Annotated in this window: 24 protein-coding genes; 2 read left to right on the top strand and 22 right to left on the bottom strand. The window is 56.2% G+C overall.

Annotated features, from left to right (window positions below):
- Positions 1–15: 15 nt before the first annotated feature.
- Positions 16–756 (top strand): hypothetical protein, encoded by a 741-nt coding sequence (locus tag C2H86_RS11970; RefSeq protein WP_197864294.1) that lies wholly within the window; start codon positions 16–18, stop codon positions 754–756.
- Here the strand turns inward: C2H86_RS11970 and C2H86_RS11965 are convergent.
- From C2H86_RS11965 to C2H86_RS11945, 5 genes are all read right to left on the bottom strand, one after another.
- A complete protein-coding gene (locus tag C2H86_RS11965; RefSeq protein WP_060519784.1) occupies positions 713–1189 on the bottom strand; it encodes a DUF488 family protein in 477 nt (158 codons plus the stop codon). The genes C2H86_RS11970 and C2H86_RS11965 overlap by 44 nt on opposite strands.
- A gap of 193 nt (positions 1190–1382) precedes the next feature.
- Positions 1383–2681: a HEPN/Toprim-associated domain-containing protein gene (locus tag C2H86_RS11960; RefSeq protein WP_060519785.1), complete on the bottom strand. Its 1299-nt coding sequence runs from the start codon at positions 2679–2681 to the stop codon at positions 1383–1385.
- A 264-nt stretch (positions 2682–2945) separates the two neighbouring features.
- Complete coding sequence (locus C2H86_RS11955) at positions 2946–4277, bottom strand: hypothetical protein (RefSeq protein ID WP_060519786.1); 1332 nt, start codon at positions 4275–4277, stop codon at positions 2946–2948.
- Positions 4274–6283, bottom strand: a complete 2010-nt coding sequence (locus C2H86_RS28345; RefSeq protein ID WP_165961575.1) for a transposase — start codon at positions 6281–6283, stop codon at positions 4274–4276. The genes C2H86_RS11955 and C2H86_RS28345 overlap by 4 nt, the downstream gene beginning before the upstream one ends.
- Positions 6280–7242: a hypothetical protein gene (locus C2H86_RS11945; protein ID WP_060519787.1), complete on the bottom strand. Its 963-nt coding sequence runs from the start codon at positions 7240–7242 to the stop codon at positions 6280–6282. Before C2H86_RS11945 ends, C2H86_RS28345 begins: the two co-directional genes overlap by 4 nt.
- A 629-nt stretch (positions 7243–7871) precedes the next feature.
- On the opposite strand from C2H86_RS11945, the gene C2H86_RS11940 reads away from it, so the two are divergent.
- Positions 7872–9506, top strand: coding sequence for a TnsD family Tn7-like transposition protein (locus tag C2H86_RS11940; RefSeq protein WP_082422064.1), 1635 nt, complete (start codon positions 7872–7874; stop codon positions 9504–9506).
- A gap of 27 nt (positions 9507–9533) precedes the next feature.
- Here C2H86_RS11940 and C2H86_RS11935 read toward each other — a convergent pair whose 3' ends face one another.
- The 17 genes from C2H86_RS11935 to mnmG form a co-directional block, all read right to left on the bottom strand.
- A complete protein-coding gene (locus C2H86_RS11935; protein ID WP_110765414.1) occupies positions 9534–10448 on the bottom strand; it encodes a TniQ family protein in 915 nt (304 codons plus the stop codon).
- A 480-nt stretch (positions 10449–10928) separates the two neighbouring features.
- Positions 10929–12764, bottom strand: a complete 1836-nt coding sequence (gene glmS, locus C2H86_RS11930; RefSeq protein ID WP_159412693.1) for a glutamine--fructose-6-phosphate transaminase (isomerizing) — start codon at positions 12762–12764, stop codon at positions 10929–10931.
- A 2-nt stretch (positions 12765–12766) separates the two neighbouring features.
- A complete protein-coding gene (locus tag C2H86_RS11925; RefSeq protein WP_110638897.1) occupies positions 12767–13543 on the bottom strand; it encodes a DeoR/GlpR family DNA-binding transcription regulator in 777 nt (258 codons plus the stop codon).
- A 164-nt stretch (positions 13544–13707) separates the two neighbouring features.
- On the bottom strand, positions 13708–15075 hold the full coding sequence (gene glmU / locus C2H86_RS11920; protein WP_159412692.1) for a bifunctional UDP-N-acetylglucosamine diphosphorylase/glucosamine-1-phosphate N-acetyltransferase GlmU: 1368 nt from the start codon (positions 15073–15075) through the stop codon (positions 13708–13710).
- 121 nt (positions 15076–15196) lie between these two features.
- Positions 15197–15616, bottom strand: a complete 420-nt coding sequence (locus C2H86_RS11915) for a F0F1 ATP synthase subunit epsilon (RefSeq protein WP_103448396.1) — start codon at positions 15614–15616, stop codon at positions 15197–15199.
- A gap of 44 nt (positions 15617–15660) precedes the next feature.
- Positions 15661–17037 carry a F0F1 ATP synthase subunit beta gene (gene atpD, locus C2H86_RS11910; RefSeq protein WP_008092236.1) on the bottom strand — a complete coding sequence of 459 codons (1377 nt, stop codon included), beginning with the start codon at positions 17035–17037 and terminating at the stop codon, positions 15661–15663.
- A gap of 27 nt (positions 17038–17064) precedes the next feature.
- Entirely contained in the window at positions 17065–17925 is an 861-nt protein-coding gene (gene atpG / locus C2H86_RS11905; RefSeq protein WP_013974905.1) for a F0F1 ATP synthase subunit gamma, read from the bottom strand.
- Positions 17926–17973: 48 nt separating this feature from the next.
- Positions 17974–19518: a F0F1 ATP synthase subunit alpha gene (atpA, locus tag C2H86_RS11900; protein WP_016712768.1), complete on the bottom strand. Its 1545-nt coding sequence runs from the start codon at positions 19516–19518 to the stop codon at positions 17974–17976.
- A 21-nt stretch (positions 19519–19539) separates the two neighbouring features.
- A complete protein-coding gene (locus C2H86_RS11895; protein ID WP_003253191.1) occupies positions 19540–20076 on the bottom strand; it encodes a F0F1 ATP synthase subunit delta in 537 nt (178 codons plus the stop codon).
- 12 nt (positions 20077–20088) lie between these two features.
- Entirely contained in the window at positions 20089–20559 is a 471-nt protein-coding gene (locus tag C2H86_RS11890; protein ID WP_027917106.1) for a F0F1 ATP synthase subunit B, read from the bottom strand.
- Between the two features lie 57 nt (positions 20560–20616).
- Positions 20617–20874 (bottom strand): F0F1 ATP synthase subunit C, encoded by a 258-nt coding sequence (atpE, locus tag C2H86_RS11885; protein WP_003097235.1) that lies wholly within the window; start codon positions 20872–20874, stop codon positions 20617–20619.
- A gap of 143 nt (positions 20875–21017) precedes the next feature.
- Positions 21018–21887, bottom strand: coding sequence for a F0F1 ATP synthase subunit A (gene atpB, locus C2H86_RS11880; protein WP_103448395.1), 870 nt, complete (start codon positions 21885–21887; stop codon positions 21018–21020).
- Positions 21888–21903: 16 nt separating this feature from the next.
- Complete coding sequence (locus C2H86_RS11875; RefSeq protein ID WP_008092225.1) at positions 21904–22311, bottom strand: F0F1 ATP synthase subunit I; 408 nt, start codon at positions 22309–22311, stop codon at positions 21904–21906.
- Positions 22312–22460: 149 nt separating this feature from the next.
- Positions 22461–23333, bottom strand: coding sequence for a ParB/RepB/Spo0J family partition protein (locus C2H86_RS11870; RefSeq protein ID WP_159412691.1), 873 nt, complete (start codon positions 23331–23333; stop codon positions 22461–22463).
- A 9-nt stretch (positions 23334–23342) separates the two neighbouring features.
- On the bottom strand, positions 23343–24134 hold the full coding sequence (locus C2H86_RS11865) for a ParA family protein (protein ID WP_060507762.1): 792 nt from the start codon (positions 24132–24134) through the stop codon (positions 23343–23345).
- 18 nt (positions 24135–24152) lie between these two features.
- A complete protein-coding gene (gene rsmG / locus C2H86_RS11860) occupies positions 24153–24803 on the bottom strand; it encodes a 16S rRNA (guanine(527)-N(7))-methyltransferase RsmG (RefSeq protein WP_110638902.1) in 651 nt (216 codons plus the stop codon).
- Positions 24800–26692 carry a tRNA uridine-5-carboxymethylaminomethyl(34) synthesis enzyme MnmG gene (mnmG, locus tag C2H86_RS11855; RefSeq protein WP_159412690.1) on the bottom strand — a complete coding sequence of 631 codons (1893 nt, stop codon included), beginning with the start codon at positions 26690–26692 and terminating at the stop codon, positions 24800–24802. The genes rsmG and mnmG overlap by 4 nt, the downstream gene beginning before the upstream one ends.
- Between the last annotated feature and the right edge of the window lie 252 nt (positions 26693–26944).

The raw sequence follows: 26944 nt of genomic DNA, 5'->3' as shown, positions 1-26944 counted from the left end.
TCGTGCGTTGCGGGGATGGACGAGGCAGGCAATCTGATCCGTCTTTACCCTGTACCGTTCCGCCTGGTCACTGATGATCAACGATTTTCAAAGTGGCAGTGGATCGAAGCCTCCATCGAAAAAAGCTCCAACGATCACCGACCTGAAAGCCATAAGATTGGCGTGGATACGATTCAGCCCCAAGACATTATTCCAACCTCGAAAGCGTGGATTCGAAGGAGGGAAATGCTTAGCAAGCTGCCCATCTACGACAGTTTTGAGGCTCTGGAGCAGGCTCGACAGAATTCCAATGTCACGCTCGGCTTGATCAAGCCTGAGCGAATTATTGGATTAGAGATCCGTAAAGCCGCGTCAGAAAGCTGGACTGATGAGGAGCTTGAAAAACTGGAGAGACTGCAGCGCCAGCCCGGTTTATTCGATCAGGACGATGTCAAAGCCAGCATCAAGCGCCTAGAGAAGGTGCCCTTCGATTTCTACTACAGCTATGAGTCAGTACTTGATGGTGAGGTAAAGATTTATAAGCACAAGATCGTAGACTGGGAGGCAAGCCAGCTGTACAGAAACATGCGCCGAGCTCATGGGCCTAACGGCTGGGAAGCGCCGTTTCGACAGAAGCTGGAGGTCGAGTTACCAGGAAAAGATCTTATGCTTCTAATGGGAACGATTCATCGATTTCCGCAACAGTGGCTTATCATCAGTCTCATCTATCCACCTAAGCAACCGCCCGAAGCAAATCAGCAAATTTCTCTATTTTGAGAGGCAGATGCCGCGTATCCAGGGATGAATCCAATTCACTCGCAGCCTCGGCGATAAGGCTGCGGTGACAAAAATTCGCGTCAGCTTCGTAGCAAACCATACAAATGCGCTGGCTTGAGGCATCAGCTGTCAGGTTCTCCAGAAGGTCCATCCGGGTACGGATGTAAGCCCTGAAGTCGCGCGCATAGACCCCCCAATCGCCATCGACCTTATAGCGGTTTCGAATCGGTTTTGGGCAACCCAAGGGAGGGGAATGCTCGTAGGCAATTCCTGCATCCGCCAAGCACTGGGCGAAAGCCTTCTTGGAGAAACCAGGCTTTCTGGACAGAGGGTACTCGCGAACGTCCAGAACCTTGTCGATCTGAGCTTGCTTAAGACGAGCGATGAAGGCGTCGATAGACAACCCTTCATAGCCTGCGGTGTAGATCGCCATGTGAAATCTCCCAGCGGCTTCCTGCGGCTGTTCTGCAAATAAATGAGAGACTATACCATTCTAGCCATGCTGTACCCCATGGGCATTGGATGGATGGCCATCTCCAAGAGGTAGCGACGAGCGGATGGTAGGGGCCAGAAATCATCTCGGTCCGCGTTAGGTGGAAGCGCCTTCGCCGAGAGGCTATTGAGGTTTAGGACTTCGAATAGAGCATCGCAGCAGCCAAACCAGTGCATTCCTCAAGAAGCGCCGCTATCACGGATCGGAGCTTACTCGCGTCATACACACCTGATTCAACATCCTCCTGAGTGGTTTCATAAAACGCCTTTGCGTAGCTATCTTTGAAATCGAGGGCGCCCTGATAAATACCTAACGACTCCTTGTAATTCGTCCAGGTCACCTGCGCTGGGGGTCGCCCCTTAAGATTGAGATCGAGATAGCACTCGATAGCGGCCGCGCAGCCGTTGATGTCAGCGTTGGCAACACCACACGGGCCTTTCGCCGGAAACTCGCGCAGCTCGTCCAAGTCAGGAAGAACCATAGCTTTCATGTTCACTGGGAATTGAAAGCGTTTGAGTAGATTTTTATAGGTATCCACTCCTTCGGCGTCGTTATCGAACAGGAAGACCACGCGATTGTGAACATCAATTTTGACCAGTCCCTCGGCGAACTTGGACAGATTACCTGTACCGGAAAATGGGTGACGCTCCTCGATGTCAATGAATCGAAAAAAATCCTCGATGTCCGGGCGGAGCAGCGCCAGACCCCGCTTCAGAATGTGGGTATCAGAAGTGCCTTCAGTCGCTATCAAATAGGTCTGGGTCCGACGTGCGTTCCCAATGAAATCCTCATTTTTAGCCCATCCTGCATCCACAAAATTGCCGTAATCCCAGACGACATCTTCACCTAGATTAGCGGGGTTTTCGGCAAGGATTCGCAGAGTTGCATATGGGCTCAGAAATCCTAACATTGAGCCGAAATGGCTGCGCTCGGAGTAGCCTCCGATGTCTCGATCAAACACTCCCGTCGGGAGTAGAGATGCCGCTGGATCAGCCGCAAAGCGGCCCCGGCCCTGTGCATGATCGGAATCGTAGCTGGCGACATAGTCGCTTTTTAGGTCTCGCAATGCGTACGCTTTGATGAAGTCGATAAATTGATCGAAAGTCAAACGGTCGGATCGACGCTCACCTGGCAGGTATTCCTCGAACTGGTCTCTGTCGAGCACGACCTGATTTTCGTATTCCGACCTCACCGCCGCCAATGTGTATCCGAGCAGCTCCAACCGTGACACCATCGAACCAAGTGTCCGGCAAAAACACAGCTCCATTTGCTCCAGACTTTCAGGGCTATGAGCGTAGTCGTAGTCGATGCCCTCGTGCCGACGGTACTGGCGGTCGGACTCTTGATAGAGCATCCCGTGATCCATGCCCATATAGCCAGTGTTGTATGTGAGATCGAGGCTACCCACAGACAGCGTAATTGGTGTGCTCATAAGATCTTTGTACCTGGAGTTAACTGTCTAACGCCAATGCATGACGCGAATCTGGACATGCTTGTACTGGCACGTGATAGCACATTTCAGCGGCGTCGGAGATGCATCCGAGCTCAGGTGCTCTATCCTGGTGTACCTGCCCCTCGCTAACTCAGGCGTGTAAACCTGTTTTTTTCACTGTAAACCACTCTGGTTAACAGTGAAAAAAATAGGTTTACACGCCAGCAATCATAGGGCCCGCGAACGGAATTCTTCGCCACACCATCACTTGGGTTTGGGGTCCTTGTCGTCCTCCATCAAGGCAAAGAAAGCTTTGGCCTGCTCTTCCTCGGAGAGCTCCTCAACCGGAGTCCGCCGCGGGCGCGCAGTCGGCTTCTGCAGAGCATTCGCTGAGGCATCAAGTTGCTTTTTTACAGATCGTTCCGACGCAGTGAGCGATGAGTCGAAAACCTTCTGGGTGACTCGGTCCTGCCGTTCAGCTCGCGCAAATTTCACTACGTTGGACGTGAACGCGGCTGGCAGGTCAAACGGACACCGCAGGTCTGGATGCTGTTTGGACACCCGACCACCCAGAGCCAATTTTTGAAGGTGTTCGACCTGTTTGGCACTGGACGTGTAAGCCGCTGAGCGGTAAGCATGGCCGATGTCTTGAAGGGAGGCCGCATGACGGCCTGCACTGCGGCACTCAATGTACGCCTGCTTCAACAACTCCACCGCCAGGCGCTTGATACCGAAGGTGCAACGGTAAATTTCCCTTGCCAATTCACCCTGATTACCGCGAATCGCGCCATTGCCCACGCGAACACATTCATCAATGAAAGCTTTCCAGTCGGAACTGCCAGGCTCATCGGGAAGCATGATTCTTGGGTCCGTCAGCAAGCGCTGCTGATCCTCATTGTTTCTCTCAAACAACTTGTGACCCAAGCTGTAATTGCACACGTAGACCATTGGCGGACCGATACCAGCCATGTTCAAGAGGATATCGGTAACCTTCGCTGCACCAAGCCCCTTTTGGATGTACTGCATTTCATCCAGGATGACTAACGATACCCCATCACGATTCGCCCTACGCCGGCATTCACTCAGCAGCTCAGCAACGGTCAGTCGCGACAGAGGCAACTCAACGAACTCTCGAAGAAGGGCCTTAGCATTGGTGGTACCTCGGGCGCTTGCATACCAATGCGACCGCAACGGTAGCTCACCCTGGAAGTGATCGCAGGACAGATCAACGGGGCCAGGCAGAACCTTGCGCAGCGCAGCAATGGTCTGGCTCTTCCCAACCCCTGCAAGCCCTGTAAAACACACCGGCACAGCATCGACTGCAGGTGCTTCATAGAGCCCTCGGGCGTACTCGCGCTCAGAAGAGAACAATGCTCGCGCATGCAGCGCTGCGCGCCCCACCATCTCCTGGATGAACTCAATCGTAAATGCGTTGGGAATGAACGATTCACGCAATGCTTGAGACAGCACCTCTGCCGCCAACCGAGGTTCAATTTCGTACAGACTTTCCAATGGCTCAGGTCGACGCGTGATGATCTGGCGGACCTGATCAGCCGTTTGGCAGCCGTCGAACCAACTCGCAATGGCCTCATTCATTTGGCTTTACCTCGGAATCGATCATAGTCATCTGTATCTCGCTGCGCAGATGCCGATTTAGGTGGTCGACCAATTCTTCTCACGCCACCTTTACACTCTTCACCGGTATCTTCTTTGAATCTATCATCGTGAAATTGATGAATTGCCGGCATCTCATTACGAAGCAAGGTTTGAGATTTTCGCCTTAAGGCATCTAGTGACTGAAGATCACGTAATGATATGTCCCGATCACCGTCAACGGTCCTTTGCGTCGTTACAAAGTCCAGTTCGAACAGTGTGCCTCCTACCTCAATCCATATATGCCGAACGCACATAGTCAGTACATATACATCAACTTCAATAACGCTGCTCCTAGCAACTCGATCAAATATCCCGGTATTGATCAAATCAACAGACCTATACTTGCGCCCGTACAGATAGACTGCGTCTTGACGTACAACGGCCGGGTGCACAGACAGGAAGCTCTTTATGGCAACCTCTTGCTGCATCCCGATTGCAGAATTACGGAAGCGGCTGTCCCAGTAATTCCAGATACCCAGCGGGGTGGGCTTTATTCCGCACCAATACATTTCGGTTTCCATGCGGCCACTTGCGTCAGACGACCGGTTGTCTTTCAGGACTTGGTGAATCTCCCTGCGGGCCATTTGGACAAAATTCAGTGTGCTATGAACATAGGTGGGTTGATCGAGGTCGGATTTTGCTCGCGGGTGCGATGACTCAACCGTAGCTTTAGACTGGCCAGAAAAAACTGGCGTATTTTCAAGTGTGCCTAGCCAGTGGATCTCAGGCTCCGTGTCCAGGGCTGCTGCAGGACCTCGATCAAACACCAGCCCACCTGCCAAGCCTTCGCAGGGCCACCAGTCCGGTTTGATGGTTACTCCGAAAAGCCCACAAAACCATACTTTGTCGACAGCCATGGAAAACAGACACATCCGATAAGCTTCTTTGGTTTCTTTACCTTCGGCAAATCCAATGCCAACCACCATTCCGGACAATCCACACACGGCACGAACGACGCAAAATCCGTCAACGGGGCTACCCTCTGTCAGGCCCGAAAGTTTTTCAACTATGTAGTAACCATCAAACTCGACCTGCTGATTTAGATTCGTCAAGCGTTCTGAGAAACTGCCCAAACTGCCGCTCTGGTCGCGGGTCTTTTGTTTACCTCTTACGCCAATAGATTTCTCTTTAGCGCTAACTTGTTGTTCGATGCAGTAACGCACTTGGTCAATAGTTGGAAATGGGTGCCCTTTACGATTGATGAAAAATGCTACTCCATTTCGTTCAACGGAAACGCAACCAAATTCCTCTGTAAGGATTTTTCGGTAAACTTGACTATATGTTTTGTCAGCGGAACGGAACCTAAGATACGCAGAAAGGATTCTTTCCCTCATGGCGCTATCGGCCCGGTAACCCCACTCTTTGCCATTGGGTGATGGCCGGCCCAGCCTGCGTAATTTCCCCGGCCCCTCCCTGTCCCACCTCCCGATGCGGTGCAGGGGAGGCATGAGAGCCCACTTGTTTTGTCCAAAAGTAATGTAAGTGTAGAACCACAACCTCAAGCGAGCTGCATTTTGCTGAGGCGACTGGCTTTTGGCATGAGCGTTAATTACAGCGTCCGGATCGTCACTGGCTAGAACCTCCTGGAGACGAACCATCAGGCCTGAGATAGCCAGAAAACGGCGGTTGACCTTTTGGTCGTAGGTTTCCTTAGCAGAAACCCGCTTCGTTTCACGATCTGAAATTGCGATCCCCTTAATCGGTTCCAGCCATGGCGGAAATTTGTCCGTCTCCCCTGACGCCAGCAGCGCACCCGCTTCGAGCGCTTCTTCGAACTCGAACCTTGTGAGGGTGATCAAGGTGGTGCGCACGTCTTTCGCTAGATCACTGAACTCCACCAAGCGCACCCGGTTGTGGACCGCATCACTGTTCAGGAAATGGTAATAGTGGCCTTTGACAAGGCTCCGATAACCTTCAGGCGCAAATAACCTAGCGCCCGTGATCACGGCTCAATCTCCAAGAAAAATTTGCCGTAGGCTGCCAGCAGATCACCACCGTCGGTATCGAGAGGATGGTCGATCAGAATCGGCTTGAAGAAATTTACTGGCAGCTTTCGGTCCCAGATGTCTTGGTAGACCTTCGCAATAAACTGGTCACGCTTACCCCATCGGGCTGCATACCGGTAAATGATGGGGTGGATCAAGGCCCCAGCATGCACAGCGCCCTCAATCTCAGCGCTAAACTCCCTGAGCAGCTCGGGGTCGTGGGTCAGCGGCAAGCCATGCATCGGAAATAGCAGATCGAGATTGCCCATGACGATCGGGTCCAGACGATCCAAAGACATTTGCACGGTCCTGATACCGCCGCTTGCGTAATGCAGTTGCTCTAGGGCTGTGCGTAGCTCAGCATGATCACGGTCCTTTTTTTGCTGATTAGGGGTCTTGGCTGCTGAGTAGCGCCTCTCGCTGAAGGCATGAGCTTGATCCTTCACCGTCCAATTGACCGCGTAGGGTTTCCCATCTGAACCCATCAAATACAGTAAAAGGTCCCCCTGATAGGGAAAGGGCATTCTCTGTCGGCTACCAGCTTTAGTGGTAATCACCACCTGGTGATGCTTGAAGCCAATTTGCTTGGCAATTTCCATCGTCCCAGTGACAGGATGAGAAAAATGTCCTTTGGTGAGTGGATGCCCGTGCAATGGATGCGGGGCGTGATATGGCCACAGCATCTTCTGCTCGTGAATATCGAGCAGCTGAGGATGGAAGAGCGCGAGCTGTGCGAACACCGCTTCTGGGGTGGACAGCGAGTGAATCGCACGGCCGAGCTTCCGGCTATTCATTCTGCTGATACGAGAGCCCTTAGGGGCTTCTCGTGGAACCGCTAAAATCGAAGGCGTGTAGATATCGCCCCACGCGAAGTGAGCTTGTCGGCTCCTGATGAGGGCAAATCTCTCCTGCAAAGTCATCAATACAGTCCAATGTCTACGGACCTAGGATCGTCATCCAGCCTGGGGATAATTTGCTGGATGCCCCTATAGCCCTTGCCTCCCGGGCGTACCCAAGAGTGCGGGTTGTGGATAACGCTCACCTTCTTGTGGATGAACGAAGCCCTGCAGGACTTGACGTCCCGCATGTTCGGAATAGACAATGGAAAGGTCAGGTCGCTAAATTCTGACTTATCCACAGAGGCCCAAGGTCGCACTTGGGCCTTTGTCTATCTGAATTCTAGCGCTAATTAACTAGTCAGATTTCATTCAATACTTCCTTATTATTCATACGTGTTAAGAATCTAGGACATAGTTAGCAGCTATCTGCAATGGATTCGCTGGGTGTACACGTATCTGTGTGCACATTTTAAAGCGCTTCGCTTAGCAGGGTATGTTACCGCCGTGGTTAACAGGGTGACAACTGAAAAGTCATCCCTCTCTGGGTCGCGACTGGATTCAAAATTGTCCAGCTTGGGTCATTATCTAGATCAACCGTGCGCCTCACACCCATCGGATATATATCTTCACCCCCTTATCTCAACTGATAATTTAAGGGTTTAGCCCCAATCAAATAAAATGTTGAAAACGACAAGCGTTTGGTGAGGGAAATGGCTGATTCTGCAAATGCATCTGTCCCTGTCGTTCGATGGCTACCGGATGAGACCTTTTTCAGTATTTGTTGTCGTCAGCATCGTTTTATGTGCCACGTTACTAAGGCTAGCACCACTGCATGGCTATTTGGTGAGGGATCAAGTAGTGTGCAGCATGACTTTCCTAGCAGACTAAACTCTTTGCCCCAAAAAGCCAAAGAAGTATGGGGAAGCCCATTCAACATCATTACAGAACATACGATATTGCCGTTGTTTTTTCCTTTTCAATCCAAGGAAAGAATTGACGACGTCTTTCATACAGTTTCAAACAATTCTTTGGGCACCTTAAAATATCGCCTGGGTCTGGTGACCGGTCGCTTTGGCGCAGAGCACCCATTGAAAGCATGCCTCGAATGTTTAAGGGAAGACCGTATCAATCATGGGGTCGCCTACTGGCACCTGTCCCATCAGTATCCAGGCGTCACGTTATGCCCTAAGCACGGAACTCTCATCAGGATTTGCTCGGCCAACCGGCAGTGGTCGGACTCTGCGCACTGGGTATTACCTGCCGAGCACCTAATAGCGAGCGTTGCAGAGCAGCCCGTATGCCCGACAGTGGTACAAACCCTCAAGCGTTTAGGACACTCAGTGATTGAGTTAGCCAAGCTAGGCATTTCTGAGCAATTTCGTCCAGAAAATGTCACGGCTGCTTATAACGAAGCTATTCGTCGCCTCTCAGTCAATACAGAAGCATGCTTTGATGCCCAAGCAGACCTAGCTTCGTTCGCTTCACAACTGCAACCGTATCTTCCACTGGCCTCGCTTCCGACCACTCCAAAGAGAGCTGAAACTTTTATACAGAGTCTGACCCGTACACCGCGCGTTTACTCCCATCCGCTCAAACATCTGATTTTGATCACCTGTATATTCGGCGAGTTTGCGCCGTTTTTATGTGCGTTAAAAAGATTTCAGTCTCCAGGGGATCAGGAAACCCCAGTACAGTCTCCAGACCACGGAAGACGAGCAGTAGGCGATAAAGCAGCACACCGATTTAAAGGTCAGGAAATCAGGGATAGAGTCTTCAAAAAACTGAAGCCTAAAAAGCTGAAACCCGAGCTTCGGGAACAAATCTTGGGTTGCTTGGGCAAAGGAGTGGAGAAACATTCCATAGCGGAACGATATGACGTTTCGGTTTCTACAATAAACAGGATCCTAAGTGCTGATCCTCTACTGATGGCTGCTTGGACAACTCAGCGCAGGGAGCTACTGCTACACAATCACCGTGCGGAGTGGGTTAGCGCCATCGGCATGAATCCAGACGCCAGTCCGAAAAGCCTGAGATCAATGCTCCCCAAGGTCTATCAATGGCTATACCGGAACGATAATGACTGGTTGATGGCTCAAACTAAGCGGATGCCAAGTGGTCGCGTAGGCAACAATCAAAAAATCGATTGGAGTGCTCGCGACAGGCAACTATGCGAATCAATTGAATTGAGCATTCAAAGACTGAAATACTCGGCCACGAATTTCCCTGTTCGAGCTAGTCATATTTTCGCGTTGGTGCCCACACTGCATCGGTGCCTAGAAAAAAGGAATCGCTACCCAGAAGCACGAAACCTACTAGAAATTGTTACCCAATCGACCAAGACTTAACATGCAAGTGCAGCAACGCTCAGTCAGCTATTCCCGACAAGTGGTCGCATACCTACCATTACCATAATTTCGCCATAGAGACTCAATAGGAATCAAATCTTTATCATACTCGTACAAATCAACAACAAATTCATCGAAAGTCTCATAGGCATAAACCACGATTTTCAAAATTTCTTCGGGGAAAAATTCCGTCTTTACAACAGGACTCTCAAATCTTTTTTCTTCCAAATTATTTGAAATCCGATCGAGATACTCAATCATGGCTGTCCGCTCAGATTTCATCCGCTTCGTCAGTTTCTTGAGGCTGCGCAACTTATCGGAGAGAATGGCCACTGCAGAATGGATTGAAATGGAGAATTCATAAGCGCATAGCGCTTCTACGAAGCGAGCATGTTTGAGAGCATCTTCATCCAAGTTCATTACGCTCTCTGCGTTACCGAGGTGTCGCCCAGAACACTTTCTCCACATCACATCGAGATTGTGGCCTTTTGATGAGAAAGGTTGATCGCAATATGGGCAAGTGGACAGCAGCACCACATTGTGTGTGGCACACACGCTCACATGATCAGGGAAATTTCGTCGCCAGTAGGAAAAGCCCAAATCCTGCACGTCCTGCCTGACGCATTCCGGGCAGTAGGCGTGCAAGTCGGAATTAGTAATCGCCATTCGGGGTTTGAGATACGCCGTTCGAGAATAACTGGCATCTCGGGTATCCCTGATAACAAACTGCAGGGGCAATTGAGTGTGTTCGTGCAGCAAGCGGTTGAAGCCATAGCATCCTTGCCAACCCATCGTTGAGGCGATCACCTTAACTGCTTGGTGAGTAATCTCCCCTTCAGAAAGCCATCGTAACCTGTCTACCCTCCAGTCCATAAAATTCACGAGCAAATTGCGGTCAACATATGAGCGCAAAGATTCATCAGGTTGGATACGCAACAGCATGGATGGGTTGGCCCCTCAGCGACTGATCCCGCGTCATCGTTCAAAGGTTGCGGTTGAGCAAACATTGCCAGAAATAAGGTGTAAAAAAGGCACCCAAAGGTGCCTTTTCGGAAGGTTCGAGGAGTAGTCGCAGCGATCCTTTAACTCCCAGCCTTGCGACCTTGGGTTCAGAATCCGACCGGCTATGCCCGTCGTCACTACTTCAGAGAAACCAGCATTCTCTGCTGCCGAAATTGCGGGGGGGCCTTGCTGGTACCCAGTCCCAACGGATGCGCAGTTGCAGTCCTCGACTACAAGCCTATACAGCGTGACACACCTGTCAATTAGATTCTGAGGCGTAATTCCAAGTCGGGACAACGGCGTGCATCACTGCACCCCGCCAACCCGGATTGGTCACGAACAGGGTTACCCGCGACAGCTTTATTTCCCTTGCGACAGGTTTAATTCCCTAAATCTATTGGTTTTCCGGATGGAAAACGCTTACTCCACAGTCACCGACTTAGCCAGGTTACGCGGCTGGTCAACGTCAGTACCCTTGAGCACTGCCACGTAGTACGACAGCAGCTGCAGTGGGATGGTGTAAAGGATCGGCGCCAGCTCGTCGACGATGTGCGGCACCTTGATCACGTGGGTGCCTTCGCCGTTGCTCATGCCGGCGTTCTCGTCGGCAAACACCACCAGCTCTCCACCACGGGCGCGCACTTCCTGCAGGTTGGACTTGAGCTTCTCCAGCAGTTCGTTGTTCGGCGCCACGGTCACCACTGGCATGTCGTTATCCACCAGCGCCAGCGGGCCGTGCTTGAGCTCACCGGCCGGGTAGGCTTCGGCGTGGATGTACGAGATTTCCTTGAGCTTCAGCGCACCTTCCATGGCCACCGGGTACTGAGCACCACGGCCGAGGAACAGGGTGTGATGCTTGTCGGCGAACAGCTCGGCGGTTTTCTCCACGGTGCTGTCCATGGCCAGCGCCTCGCCCAGGCGCGCTGGCAGGCGACGCAGCTCTTCCACCAGCCCGGCTTCGACGCCCGCTTCTAGGGTGCCACGCACCTGGCCAAGGGCCAGGGTCAGCAGCATCAGCGAAACCAGCTGAGTGGTGAAGGCCTTGGTCGACGCCACGCCGATTTCCGGGCCGGCCAGGGTCAGCAGGGTCAGGTCGGACTCACGCACCAGCGAGCTGATGCCGACGTTGCAGATGGCCAGGCTACCGAGGAAGCCCAATTCCTTGGCATTGCGCAGGGCGGCCAGGGTGTCGGCGGTTTCGCCGGACTGGGAGATCGAGACGAACAGGGTGTCTGGCTGCACCACCACCTTGCGATAACGGAACTCGCTGGCCACTTCGACCTGGCAAGGAATGCCAGCCAGGCTTTCCAGCCAGTAACGGGCGACCATGCCGGCGTGGTAGCTGGTACCACAGGCGACGATCTGCACGTTGCGCACTTTGGCGAACAGCTCGGCAGCCTGCGGGCCGAAAGCCTGAACCATCACATGGTCCTTGCCCAAGCGGCCTTCCAGGGTGCGTTGGACCACGGTCGGCTGCTCGTGGATCTCTTTGAGCATGAAGTGGCGATAGGCACCTTTGTCGGCGGCTTCAGCCCCCTCGTGGTATCTCACGGTTTCACGCTGTACCGGATTGCCAGCCTGGTCCCAGATCTTCACTTGGTCGCGGCGGATCTCGGCGATATCGCCTTCCTCCAGGTACATGAAGCGGTCGGTCACCTGGCGCAGAGCCAGTTGGTCGGAAGCCAGGAAGTTCTCGCCATGGCCCAGGCCGATCACCAGCGGGCTACCGCTGCGCGCGGCGACCAGGCGGTCAGGCTGTTTCACGCTGATCAGTGCCAGGCCATAGGCTCCGTGCAGACGCTTGACGGCGGATTTCAGCGCATCGGCCAGGTCTGGAATGGTCTTCAGGGTGTGGTGGATCAGATGCACGATAACTTCAGTATCGGTCTGCGAGGTGAAGACATAACCCAAGACTTTGAGTTCTTCACGCAGCTCTTCGTGGTTCTCGATGATGCCGTTGTGCACAACGGCTACTTCGCTACCGGAGAAATGCGGGTGGGCATTGCCTTCGGTCGGTGCACCGTGAGTGGCCCAACGCGTATGGGCGATGCCCAGCTGGCCGTTCAGCGGCTCGGCAGCAACAGCCGCCTCCAGCTCGGCGACCTTGCCGATGCGGCGGCGGCGTTGCAGTTCGCCCTGCTGGGTGTAGACCGCCAGGCCGGCACTGTCGTACCCGCGATACTCAAGACGCTTGAGGCCTTCGATGAGAATGGCAGTGATGTTGCGCTCGGCTACGGCACCAACGATTCCACACATGGTTATTGCTCCTGGCTGATCGCGGCGCAGATCAGGTTGATGCCGCGGGCTTGAATCTGTTCGCGTGCCGCTGCGGGCAGGCGTTCGTCTGTAATAAGGGTGTGCACACTGCCCCAGGGCAGTTCGAGATTGGGGATCTTGCGCCCGACCTTGTCGGACTCGACCATGACGATCACTTCACGGGCCACCTCGGCCATCACTCGGCTCAGGCCAAGCAGCTCATTGAAGGTGGTAGTGCCGCGCTGCAGGTCGATGCCGTCGGCACCGATGAACAGCTGGTCGAAATCGTAAGAGCGTAGTACCTGCTCGGCGACCTGGCCCTGGAACGACTCCGAATGCGGGTCCCAGGTGCCGCCGGTCATCAGCAGCACCGGTTCGTGCTCGACCTCGCTGATGGCGCGGGCCACATTCAACGAATTGGTCATCACCACCAGACCGGGCTGACGGCCCAGTTCCGGGATCATGGCGGCGGTAGTGCTGCCGCTGTCGATGATGATCCGCGCATGCTCGCGGATACGGCCAACCGCTGCACGAGCGATAGCCTTCTTGTAGGCAGAGATCGGTTGCGCAGGTTCACTGAGCATCTCCTGCGGTACTGGCACCGCACCGCCGTAGCGGCGCAGCAGCAGGCCGTTGGCCTCCAGCGCGGCAAGGTCCTTGCGAATGGTCACTTCCGACGTTTCGAAACGCTTGGCCAAGGCATCCACGCTCACTTCGCCTTGCTCGCTAAGCAGGGCCAGGATGTTGTGGCGCCGCTGGGGGGTGTTACGTTTCGACATGGGCGTCTAAGTTTCGATTCGAAAGATAATGGTTGCAATCAAAACCTAAGATGGCCGGTTCGTCAAGGTGTGGATAAATTTTCCTGACCACCTGCCGCCTGGGCCAATAAAAAAGCCGACTTATTCACATAAGTCGGCTTTCGAGAGAAACGGCTGTGTATAACTCAGCTTTTCTTGATCTTCTCTGGCCGCTTCCAGCCGGAGATGTTGCGCTGGCGCGCACGCGCCACGGCAAGGTCACCGGCTTCGACTGCCTGGGTGATGGTCGAACCGGCTGCCGTAGTTGCACCGGCCTTGATTTCCACAGGCGCCACCAGGGAGTTGTTGGAGCCGATGAAGACATCCTCCCCCATCACGGTCTTGAATTTGTTGGCGCCATCGTAGTTACAGGTGATGGTACCGGCACCGATGTTGGTGCGTGCACCAATCTCGGCATCGCCCAGGTAGGTCAGGTGACCGGCCTTGGCGCCTTCACCGAGGTGGGCATTTTTCAGTTCGACGAAGTTACCCACATGGGCCTTGGCTTCAAGCACGCTGCCCGGGCGCAGGCGGGCGAACGGGCCGGCATCGCTGCCCTCGCCCATCACCGCACCGTCGAGGTGAGTGTTGGCCTTGATGATCGCGCCCTTGCGCAGTGTGCTGTCCTTGATCACGCAGTTCGGGCCGATCTGCACGTCGTCCTCGATGACCACCTTGCCTTCGAGGATCACGTTGATGTCGATCAGCACGTCGCGCCCAACGGTCACTTCGCCACGTACATCGAAGCGTGCAGGGTCGCGCAAGGTGACACCCTGGGCCATCAGCCGGCGGCCTTCGCGCAGCTGGTAATGGCGCTCGAGTTCCGACAACTGGCGACGGTCATTGGCGCCCTGCACTTCCATCGGGTCGTGCGGCTGTTCAGTGGCAACCACCAGCCCGTCGGCCACCGCCATGGCGATGACGTCAGTGAGGTAGTACTCGCCCTGGGCATTGTTGTTCGACAGGCGACCCATCCAGTCAGCCAGGCGCGCGGCCGGCATGGCCAGGATGCCAGTGTTGCCTTCCTTGATCGCCTTCTGTGCTTCGCTGGCGTCCTTGTGCTCGACGATAGCGATCACCTGCCCCTCGGCATCACGCACGATACGGCCATAACCGGTCGGGTCTTGCAGGTTGACGGTGAGCAGGCCCAACTGCTTGTCGCTGACCTTGGCCAGCAGGCGCTGCAGGGTTTCCACTTCGATCAACGGTACATCGCCATACAGTACCAGCACCGTCTCGGCGGTGATCGCCGGCAATGCCTGCGCAACGGCATGGCCGGTACCCAGCTGCTTGTCCTGCATGACGAAATTCAGGTCGTCGGCTGCCAGGCGCTCACGTACCAGCTCCGCACCGTGGCCGATGACCACGTGGATGCCTTGGGGCTGAAGCTGGCGAGCGCTGTGGATAACGTGGCCGAGCATGGAATTGCCGGCTACCGGGTGCAGCACCTTGGGCAGCGCCGAGCGCATGCGAGTACCTTGGCCTGCGGCGAGAATGACGATATCGAGGGACATTGGCTGGGTACCGATCCTGGGCGGTCAGGGATGACCGAAGAGGGGAATTCAGAAAAAGAAAAAGGGTAGCCGAGGCTACCCTTTAACTCAATCGCAACGGAAGTATGCGGCCTGAACCGGATTACTTGCCCTTGCGCATTTGCTGGACGGTACGCAGCTGAGCTGCAGCCTCGGCCAGGCGTGCGGCAGCAGCACCATAGTCGAAGTCCGCACTTTTCGCATTCAGGGCGTTCTCAGCAGCCTTGAGGGCTTCCTGAGCCTGAGCTTCGTCCAGGTCGGCAGCGCGCTGCACGGTGTCGGCAAGAACCTTGACCATGTTCGGCTGCACTTCGAGGAAACCACCGGAGATGTAGAACACCTCACGATCGCCACCTTGCTTGGTCAGCGTGATCGGACCCGGCTTGAGATTGGTGATCAGCGGGGCGTGGCCTGGAGCGATACCAAGATCGCCCAGGTTGCCGTGCGCTACTACCATCTCGACCAGGCCGGAGAAGATTTCTCCTTCCGCGCTGACGATATCGCAATGGACTGTCATAGCCATCTGCTTGCCTCAACCTGATTAGCGCCCCTTGCGGGGCGCCGGGATTACAGTTTCTTGGCTTTCTCGATCGCTTCGTCGATGCTGCCGACCATGTAGAACGCTTGTTCTGGCAGGTGGTCGTAGTCACCTTTGAGGATGCCGCTGAAGCCAGCGATGGTGTCTTTCAGGGAAACGTACTTGCCTGGCGAACCGGTGAAGACTTCGGCCACGAAGAACGGCTGCGACAGGAAGCGCTGGATCTTACGAGCGCGGGCTACCAGTTGCTTGTCGCTTTCGGACAGTTCGTCCATACCCAGGATCGCGATGATGTCCTTCAGCTCTTTGTAGCGCTGCAGAACATACTGAACGCCACGAGCGGTGTCGTAGTGTTCGTTGCCGATCACGTTCGGGTCCAGCTGGCGCGAAGTCGAGTCCAGTGGGTCGACCGCTGGGTAGATACCCAGGGAGGCGATGTCACGGGACAGAACGACGGTGGCGTCCAGGTGGGCGAAGGTGGTCGCTGGCGACGGGTCGGTCAGGTCGTCCGCAGGTACGTATACGGCCTGAACGGAGGTGATCGAACCTTCTTTGGTCGAAGTGATACGCTCTTGCAGAACGCCCATCTCTTCAGCCAGGGTCGGCTGGTAACCTACTGCCGAAGGCATACGGCCCAGCAGTGCGGATACTTCGGTACCGGCCAGGGTGTAACGATAGATGTTGTCGACGAACAGCAGAACGTCGTTACCTTCGTCACGGAACTTCTCAGCCATGGTCAGGCCGGTCAGCGCTACGCGCAGACGGTTTCCTGGTGGCTCGTTCATCTGACCGTAGACCAGCGCTACCTTGTCGAGAACGTTGGAGTCCTTCATCTCGTGGTAGAAGTCGTTACCCTCACGAGTACGCTCACCCACACCAGCGAACACGGAGTAACCGCTGTGTTCCATGGCGATGTTACGGATCAGTTCCATCATGTTTACGGTCTTGCCGACACCGGCACCACCGAACAGACCAACTTTACCACCCTTGGCGAACGGGCAAACCAGGTCGATAACCTTGATGCCGGTTTCCAGCAGGTCGTTGCCGCCTGCCTGGTCAGCGAACGAAGGCGCTGGCTGGTGGATACCGCGACGCTCTTCTTCGCCGATCGGGCCGGCTTCGTCGATCGGGTTGCCCAGTACGTCCATGATACGGCCCAGAGTGGCCTTACCAACTGGAACGGAAATGGCAGCACCGGTGTCAACGACATCCAGACCGCGCTTCAGGCCTTCGGTCGAGCCCATCGCAATGGTACGAACCACGCCGTCGCCCAGCTGCTGCTGAACTTCGAGGGTGGTTTCCGCGCCTTGTACTTTCAGCGCGTTGTAAACACTCGGTACGACGTCACGTGGGAATTCCACGTCGATGACGGCGCCGATGATTTGAACGATACGTCCGCTACTCATAGCTGGATCCTCTGAATTTTTGAACCGTTAAACCGCGGCAGCGCCGCCGACGATTTCCGAGATCTCCTGGGTGATCGCAGCCTGACGCGCCTTGTTGTAGATCAACTGCAGCTCTTTGATCAAATCACCGGCGTTGTCTGTGGCGTTCTTCATGGCGATCATCCGGGCCGCTTGTTCAGCAGCGTTGTTCTCGACCACCGCCTGGTATACCTGCGACTCCACGTAACGCACCATCAAGCCGTCCAGCAGCTCTTTTGCGTCGGGTTCGTACAGGTAATCCCAGTGATGCTTGAGATCCTGATCCGGGGTTGCCACCAACGGTACCAATTGCTCGACCGTCGGTTTTTGGGTCATGGTGTTGATGAACTTGTTCGAAACCACCGAGAGGCGATCGATACGGCCGTCCAGGTAGGCGTCCAGCATCACTTTGACGGAGCCGATCAGATCGTTGATCGATGGCTCTTCGCCCAGGTGGCTGATCGCGGCTACGACATTGCCGCCAAAGATGCGGAAGAAAGTCGCACCCTTGCTGCCGATCACGCACAGGTCGATTTCAACGCCCTGTTCGCGGTTTTCGTTCATGTCCTTGACCAGGGCCTTGAACAGGTTGGTGTTCAAGCCACCGCACAGACCACGGTCACTGCTCACCACGATATAACCGGCGCGCTTTACAGGGCGCTCGATCATGAACGGGTGGCGGTACTCCGGGTTGGCGTTGGCCAGATGACCGATCACCTGGCGGATACGCTCCGCGTAAGGACGGCTAGCAGCCATGCGCATTTGTGCCTTGCGCATCTTGCTGACCGCCACTTTCTCCATGGCGCTGGTAATTTTTTGCGTGCTTTTGATGCTCGCAATCTTACTGCGAATCTCTTTTGCGCCTGCCATGTATCACCTATCAGGTTAGCAAGCGGGGGCCTGGGCCCCCGCTGCGGCTTACCAGGTCTGGGTGGCCTTGAACTTCTCGATACCGGCTTTCAGGCCAGCGTCGATTTCGTCGTTGAAGTCACCCTTCACGTTGATCTTCGCCATCAGTTCGGCGTGATCACGGTTGAAGAAGGCGATCAGTGCTTGCTCGAAGCTGCCGATCTTGGAGACTTCCACGTCAGTCAGGAAACCACGCTCAGCGGCGTACAGCGACAGGGCCATGTCCGCGATGGACATTGGCGCGTACTGCTTCTGCTTCATCAGCTCGGTTACGCGCTGACCATGCTCCAGCTGCTTGCGGGTCGCTTCGTCCAGATCGGAAGCGAACTGGGCGAATGCAGCCAGTTCACGGTACTGAGCCAGAGCGGTACGAATACCACCGGACAGCTTCTTGATGATCTTGGTCTGAGCGGCACCACCTACGCGGGATACCGAAACACCGGCGTTCACTGCAGGGCGGATGCCCGAGTTGAACATGGCCGATTCCAGGAAGATCTGACCGTCGGTGATGGAAATCACGTTGGTCGGAACGAACGCGGAAACGTCGCCAGCCTGGGTTTCGATGATCGGCAGGGCGGTCAGGGAACCGGTCTTGCCAGTGACTGCGCCGTTGGTGAACTTCTCGACGTACTCTTCCGAAACGCGCGATGCACGCTCCAGCAAACGGGAGTGGAGATAGAACACGTCACCTGGGTACGCTTCACGTCCTGGTGGACGGCGCAGCAGCAGGGAGATCTGACGGTAGGCAACGGCCTGCTTGGACAGGTCATCGTATACGATCAGGGCGTCTTCGCCGCGGTCACGGAAGAACTCGCCCATGGTGCAGCCGGCGTATGGTGCCAGGAACTGCAGTGCGGCGGATTCCGAAGCACTGGCAACGACCACGATGGTGTTGGCCAGGGCGCCGGCTTCTTCCAGCTTGCGAACGATGTTGGCAACGGTGGAACGCTTCTGGCCGACAGCAACATAAACGCAGAAAATACCGGAGTCTTTCTGGTTGATGATGGCGTCGATGGCCATGGCGGTCTTGCCGATCTGACGGTCACCGATGATCAGCTCGCGCTGGCCACGGCCGACAGGGATCATGGCGTCGACGGACTTGTAGCCAGTCTGTACAGGCTGGTCTACCGACTTACGCCAGATCACGCCTGGAGCTACTTTCTCGACCGCGTCGGTCTGGGTGTTGCCCAGAGGACCTTTGCCGTCGATCGGGTTGCCCAGTGCGTCAACGACGCGACCCAGCAGTTCCTTACCAACCGGAACTTCCAGGATGCGGCCGGTGCACTTGGCGCTCATGCCTTCGGCGAGGGTGTCATAGGCACCCAGGATCACTGCACCTACGGAGTCTTGCTCCAGGTTCAGGGCCATGCCGAATACGCTGCCAGGGAACTCGATCATTTCGCCGTACATGACGTCGGCCAGACCGTGGATCCGCACGATACCGTCGGATACCGAAACAACGGTACCTTCGTTACGGGCTTGGGAGCTCACATCGAGGTTGTCGATGCGGCCCTTGATGATTTCACTAATTTCGGAAGGATTGAGTTGCTGCATTGCTCTGCTGCCCCTTCAAACTCAAGATTTCAATGCTTCGGCCAGTTTCGCGATCTTGCCGCGAACAGAGCCATCGATTACCAGGTCACCAGCGCGGATGACGACGCCGCCAATCAGGCTGGCATCCTCCGACGCGTGCAGGCGAACTTCCTGGCCTAGCCGTGCACTGAGAACCTTGGCGAGTTTGTCTTGCTGTTCTTGGTTCAACGCGAAGGCACTGGTGACTTCCACGTCCACGGATTTCTCTTGCTCGGCCTTGTACAGGTCGAACAGGGCGGCAATCTCCGGCAGAAGCAGGAGACGGTCGTTTTCCGCGGCAACATGAATGAAATTCTGTGCCTGTGCATTGAACTTGTCACCGCACACGTCAATGAACGTGGCGGCCTTTTCTGCGCTCGTCAGTCGCGGGGCCTTGAGCAGGCGCTGCATGGTGTCGTCTTGCGACACCGCAGCAGCCAGGCCGAGCATGGCTGACCAATTGGCCAGTTGCTGATGGGCCTGGGCATGCTCAAAGGCAGCCTTAGCGTAAGGTCGGGCCAACGTGGTCAGTTCTGCCATGATCGCCCTCGCTTAAATTTCAGCGGCCAGTTTGTTAACCAGCTCCGCATGCGCGTTTTGATCGATTGTGGCGCCAAGGATCTTTTCAGCACCGCCAACAGCCAGGGCACCCACTTGGGCACGCAGGGCGTCTTTAGCGCTGTTCAGTTCCTGTTCGATCTCGGCCAGAGCCTGAGCCTTCACACGGTCAGCTTCGACGCGGGCCTGGTCACGGGCTTCCTCGACAAGCTGAGCAGCGCGTTTCTTGCTTTGCTCAATGATTTCGGCTGCCTGTGCTTTAGCTTCACGCAGTTGCTGACCCACTTTCTCTTGGGCCAGCTCCAGGTCGCGAGCTGCGCGGTTGGCAGCGTCCAAGCCGTCGGCAATCTTCTTTTGACGCTCTTGCAGAGCAGTGATGACCGGAGGCCATACGTACTTCATGCAGAAGAGTACAAAAATCAGGAAGGCAACGGATTGGCCAATCAGGGTTGCATTAATGTTCACGCCAACACCTCGCTCGGTCTTAATTCATCACAGCCATCAACTCGTGGTTACGAGTGATTAGCCGGCGATCTGACCAACGAACGGATTCGCGAAGGTGAAGAACAGAGCGATACCAACACCGATCATGGTTACGGCGTCGAGCAGACCGGCAACGATGAACATTTTCACCTGCAGCATCGGAACCATTTCTGGTTGACGAGCAGCGCCTTCCAGGAATTTGCCGCCCAGCAGGCCGAAACCAATGGCGGTACCCAGAGCACCCAGGCCGATCAGCAGAGCAACAGCGATAGCGGTCAGACCAACTACAGTTTCCATCTTTCCTCCCGACTTTTACGTCGTATTGGTTAGGTTTTTAAGTTGAAGCGGTAAAACAAATCGTTTGGTACAGCTGCCCTTGCGGACTTTTAAAGCCCTCCCCCCAAACGAGCGGGGAAGGCTACAAGACACGCCAGGCGGTCTTAATGGTTATCTTCATGAGCCATCGACAGGTAGACGATGGTCAGCATCATGAAGATGAAAGCTTGCAGGGTGATGATCAGGATGTGGAACACAGCCCACGCCCACTGCAGCACGATACCCAGGCCGCTCAGCCAGAGGATGCCGGCGCCGAACATCACGGCGATCAGGATGAACACCAGCTCGCCGGCGTACATGTTGCCGAAAAGACGCAGTGCCAGCGAGATCGGCTTGGCGATCAGGGTGACGAATTCCAGCAGGAAGTTCACCGGGATCAGCAGGATCTGAACGAAGATGTTCTTGCTGCCGAACGGGTGCAGGGTGAGCTCACCGATGAAGCCGCCCAGGCCCTTGACCTTGATGCTGTAGAAGATGATCAGGGCGAACACGCTGAAGGCCATGGCCAGGGTCGCGTTCGGGTCGGTGGTCGACACGGCGCGGAACGGAATGTGCGGATCACCGGAGATCAGCATGGCCAGCTGAGGAATCCAGTCGACCGGTACCAGGTCGATGGCGTTCATCAGGAACACCCAGACGAAGATGGTCAGCGCCAGCGGAGCGATGACCGGGCTACGGCCGTGGAAGGAGTCCTTCACGCTGCCGTGGACGAAGTCCACCATCACTTCAACGAAGTTCTGCAGGCCGCCAGGTTGGCCGGAAGTCGCCTTCTTGGCCGCCATGCGGAAGATGAACAGGAAGATCAGACCCAGCGCGACGGACCAACCCAGGGTGTCCAGGTGGAACGCCCAGAAGCCCATTGCCTTGGCTTCTGCAGCCGAATGGGCGAAGCCCCAGCTGCCGTCTGGTAGTTGACCGTAGGTCAGGTTCTGCAAGTGGTGCTGGATATAGCCCGAAGCGGTTTCTGCTGCCATGGTTGCCTCAAACGCCCTAAGGTCTCGAAAGTCTTTTATTCATCAGCAGGGGCGCGAACCAGCTGACCAAAAGGGTCAACACGAAGACGCCGAATACTGCTAACGGCGCCAGTGGCTTCACTCCTGCGAAGGTCAGTGCAAAAAGCACTGCCGTCAAAATCATCTTGCCTGCTTCGCCCGCGTAAAACGACTTGACGATAGCTTGTGCCGCCCGAGCTCCGCTGAAGCGAAAAGCCTTCCAGGCGAAATACACATTGGGCAGCCAGGCAATCAAACCTCCGCAAAGGCCTGAATATCCACTGACCGCCCCTTTCCACTGCCACAACACCAAAGTTGCCAGCAGTAGTACGACGAATTGAGCCAGCAGTACCGGAAAAACCGCCCAGCGATGGAAAGGCAGGCGGTTTGGCGTGCGGATTTCCATCACAACTGCTCCTCGGAAGTCGACCAACAAGTCAGCTATGACTTGGCATAATTTGTGCCGACAAAATGCGCGCAGAGTATAGGGGTGGATTAACCCCTATTCAACTCTTCGGTAGTGATTTCCGACTGCGCGCTACAACAGGAATTGTTTCAGCGGATGTGAGCAAGCACGCCTTGCAACTCGTCAAGCGAGTTGTAGCGAATAACCAATTGGCCTTTGCCCTTGTTGCCGTGGCGTATCTGCACGGCAGAGCCCAGGCGCTCTGCGAGCCGCTGTTCAAGGCGCGCGATGTCCGGATCAGGTTTGCTCGGTTCGACCGGATCAGGCTTGCCATTAAGCCACTGACGGACCAGTGCCTCGGTTTGGCGCACGGTGAGGCCACGTGCGACAACATGACGCGCCCCCTCTTCCTGACGATCTTCCTCGAGGCCGAGCAAGGCGCGGGCGTGGCCCATTTCCAGATCGCCGTGGGCGAGCATGGTCTTGATCGCCTCAGGCAGCGAGATCAGGCGCAGCAGGTTGGCCACGGTTACCCGCGACTTGCCCACCGCATCGGCCACCTGTTGCTGGGTCAGCTCGAACTCCTGCTGCAGGCGCTGCAGGGCAAGGGCTTCTTCCAGCGGGTTGAGGTCCTCGCGCTGAATGTTCTCGATCAGCGCCATGGCGATGGCAGCTTCGTCCGGCACTTCGCGCACCATCGCCGGGATGGTGTCGAGACCAGCTTGCTGGGTGGCGCGCCAGCGACGCTCACCGGCAATGATCTCGTAGCGGCTACCGTCGATCGGGCGCACCACGATCGGCTGCATCACACCGTGGCTGCGAATCGAGTGCGCGAGTTCTTCCAGTGCCTCGGGGTCCATGTCGCGGCGCGGCTGGTACTTGCCGCGCTGGATCAGTTCGACGGGCAGGTGTTGCAGTTCTTTCTGGTCGATCGTCACAGCCTGCTCTTCGAGCGCGCTGACGGAAGGACCACTGAGCAGTGCATCCAACCCACGTCCGAGACCCCGTTTCTTAACGGCCATGCGGATTCCTTAAGTTGTTTGTGCAGTGCGAGATTGACGGCGTTGACGGCGTACCAGTTCCCCGGCCAGAGCCAGATAGGCCAGCGCGCCACGCGATTGCTTGTCGTAGGCCAGCGCCGGCATGCCGAAGCTCGGGGCCTCGGCCAGGCGGATGTTGCGCGGAATGACCGTGTCGTATAGTTGCTCGCCGAAGTGTTCCTTGAGCTGCGCCGACACATCGTTGTTCAGGCTCAGGCGCGGGTCGTACATGGTCCGCAGCAGGCCTTCGATTTTCAGCTGCGGGTTCAACCGGGCAGCGATGCGCTTGATGTTATCCACAAGGTCGCTGAGACCTTCCAGTGCGTAGTACTCGCACTGCATCGGGATGATCACGCCATCGGAGGCGACCAGCGCGTTGAGCGTCAGCATGGACAGCGACGGCGGGCAGTCGATGAGGATGAAATCGTAGTTTTCGCGAATCGGCGCCAGCGCGTTGCGCAGGCGGCTCTCCTTGACCTGCATTTCCAGCAGCACCACTTCCGCGGCGGTCAGGTCGCGGTTGGCCGGCAGCAGCTGGTAGGCGCCATGCTCGGAATAGTGCATGGCCTGGGCAAGGTCGCATTCCCCGATCAGCAGGTCATAGACCGAATGCTCGAGTTCGTGTTTGTCCACACCGCTGCCCATGGTCGCGTTGCCCTGCGGATCGAGGTCGATCAGCAGCACACGACGCTTGGTCGCGGCCAGCGATGCTGCGAGGTTGATACAGGTGGTGGTCTTGCCGACACCACCTTTCTGGTTCGCGATTGCGAATACCTTAGCCATTGTTGCGTGTGTTCCCAATCAAGCCTTGCGGCGCAGTATCAGCAGATGGCGCTGGCCCTGGCAACCTGGAACGGTCAGGGCCTGCTCGCTTTCCACTGTGAAGTCTGCGGGCAATGCTACCAGTTCATCGGCAGGATGCAGCCCCTTCATTGCAAGCCATTGCGTCCCGGTGTCGCCCAGATGGCGGGTCCAGTTGGTGAAGTTCTCCATGCTGCTGAAGGCGCGGGAGATGATTCCGCTGAACGGTAGCGACGGCTGGAAAGCTTCGACCCGGCTGTGGATAACCGTGAGGTTGTCCAGTTTCAGTTCCATCTTCACCTGGGTCAGGAAGCGCGTCTTCTTGCCATTGGCGTCCAGCACCGTCACCTGCTTGTGCGGATGCAGGATAGCCAAAGGAATGCCGGGCATGCCACCGCCGCTGCCAACATCCAGCCAGTTGTCACGCTCGCTGTGGATAAACGACATGACGCTGAGGCTGTCGAGCAGATGGCGGGACACCATCTCGTCCGGGTCGCGCACGGCAGTGAGGTTGTAGGCTTTGTTCCATTTGATCAACAGGGCCAGGTAGCCCAGCAGCTTTTCGTGCTGCTCGGCGCTCAGCTCGACACCAAGCTGGCGCGCACCTGTGGACAACTCTTCGGCGTGTTGCGGGGTGACCAGGGAACTCAAGCGCTTTGCTCCAATTCGCGGCCAGCGCCGCGTTTTTTCAGATGAATCAGCAACAGGGAAATCGCCGCCGGGGTAACGCCGGGGATGCGCGAAGCCTGGCCCAGGGTCTCTGGACGGGTCTGGCCGAGCTTGCCCTGGATTTCCTTCGAAAGCCCGGAAATCGTGGTGTAGTCGATATCCACAGGCAGGCGGGTGTCTTCACTGGCGCGCAGGCGGGCGATTTCGTCCTGCTGGCGGTCGATGTAACCGGCGTACTTGGTCTTGATCTCGACCTGTTCGGCAACCTGTGGATCGATTTCTGCACCGCCGGTCGCTTCGATCAGCCCGGCATAGTCGATCTCTGGACGGGCCAGCAGGTTGAGCAGGCTGTACTCGTGGGCCAGCGGGGTGCCGAACTTATCCACAATGGCGTGGCCTTGCTCGGTGTTCGGGCGCACCCAGGTCGACTTCAGGCGCTGCTCTTCCCGCTCGATGCCGTCGCGCTTGGCACAGAACGCCGCCCAGCGATCATCGTCGATCAGGCCGAGCTCGCGACCTTTCTCGGTCAGGCGCAGGTCAGCGTTGTCTTCACGCAGGATCAGCCGGTACTCGGCGCGCGAAGTGAACATGCGATACGGCTCCTGGGTACCCAAAGTAATCAGGTCGTCGACCAGTACGCCGATGTACGCCTCGTCGCGGCGCGGGCACCAGCTTTCGCGGCCTTGCGCACGCAGCGCGGCGTTGGTACCGGCCAGCAGGCCCTGGGCGCCGGCTTCTTCGTAGCCGGTGGTGCCGTTGATCTGGCCGGCGAAGAACAGCCCACCGATGACCTTGGTCTCGAGGCTGTACTTCAGGTCACGCGGGTCGAAGTAGTCGTACTCGATGGCGTAGCCCGGGCGAACGATATGGGCGTTTTCCATACCGCGGATCGAGCGCACAAGCTCCAGCTGCACATCGAACGGCAGCGAAGTGGAAATACCGTTGGGGTACAGCTCGTGGGTGGTCAGGCCTTCCGGCTCGATGAACACCTGGTGGCTTTCCTTGTCGGCGAAGCGGTGGATCTTGTCTTCGATCGACGGGCAATAGCGCGGGCCGACACCTTCGATCACCCCCGAGTACATGGGCGAACGGTCAAGGTTCGAGGCAATGATCTCGTGGGTCCGGGCGTTGGTGTGAGTAATCCAGCAGCTCACCTGGCGCGGGTGCATCTCGGCATTGCCCATGAACGACATCACCGGGATCGGCGTGTCGCCTGGCTGCTCGGTCATGACCGAAAAGTCGACCGAACGCCCATCGATACGCGGAGGAGTACCGGTTTTCAGGCGGCCGACGCGAAGCGGCAGTTCACGCATGCGGTGAGCCAGGGCGATCGAAGGCGGATCACCGGCGCGACCACCGGAATGGTTCTGCAGACCGATGTGGATAAGGCCACCGAGGAAAGTACCGGTGGTCAGCACCACGGATTCGGCGAAGAAGCGCAGACCCATCTGGGTCACCACGCCTTTGACCTGGTCCTGTTCGACGATCAAGTCGTCACAGGACTGCTGGAATATCCACAGGTTCGGCTGGTTTTCCAGGATCTCGCGTACCACCGCCTTGTAGATGGCGCGGTCGGCTTGCGCACGGGTGGCGCGTACGGCCGGGCCCTTGCGGTTGTTCAGGATGCGGAACTGGATGCCGCTCTTGTCGGTGGCCAGCGCCATGGCGCCGCCGAGTGCATCGATCTCTTTGACCAGATGGCTTTTACCAATACCGCCGATGGCGGGGTTGCAACTCATGTGACCGAGGGTTTCCACGTTGTGGGTCAACAGCAGGGTTTTCACACCCATGCGTGCTGACGCAAGCGCAGCCTCGGTACCGGCATGGCCGCCGCCGATGACGATCACTTCAAAACGGGAAGGGAAATCCACCACGCACCTCGTGCCTGTTTTTGCGAATAGAGAAGGTAAGCGGACAAGTATAGGGACTTCACCCCCTCTAAAGAAACCGTCTGAGCAAATTTTGACCAGTCTGTGGATGAGTGGCAGACAACAGAAATCAAAGAGAAGAAATTTAAAAAAGCTTTGTTTTTATCTTTATTCTTATGCACAGCCCTTTCTGTGGATAACGTTCTGTAGGCTAATATTTACATGGTGTACAGAGAAATTGAACCCTGTGGCTTA

The sequence above is a fragment of the Pseudomonas putida genome (genome assembly GCF_009883635.2).
GTDB lineage: Bacteria > Pseudomonadota > Gammaproteobacteria > Pseudomonadales > Pseudomonadaceae > Aquipseudomonas > Aquipseudomonas putida_W.
This window is presented reverse-complemented; position numbering and strand designations above follow the sequence as displayed.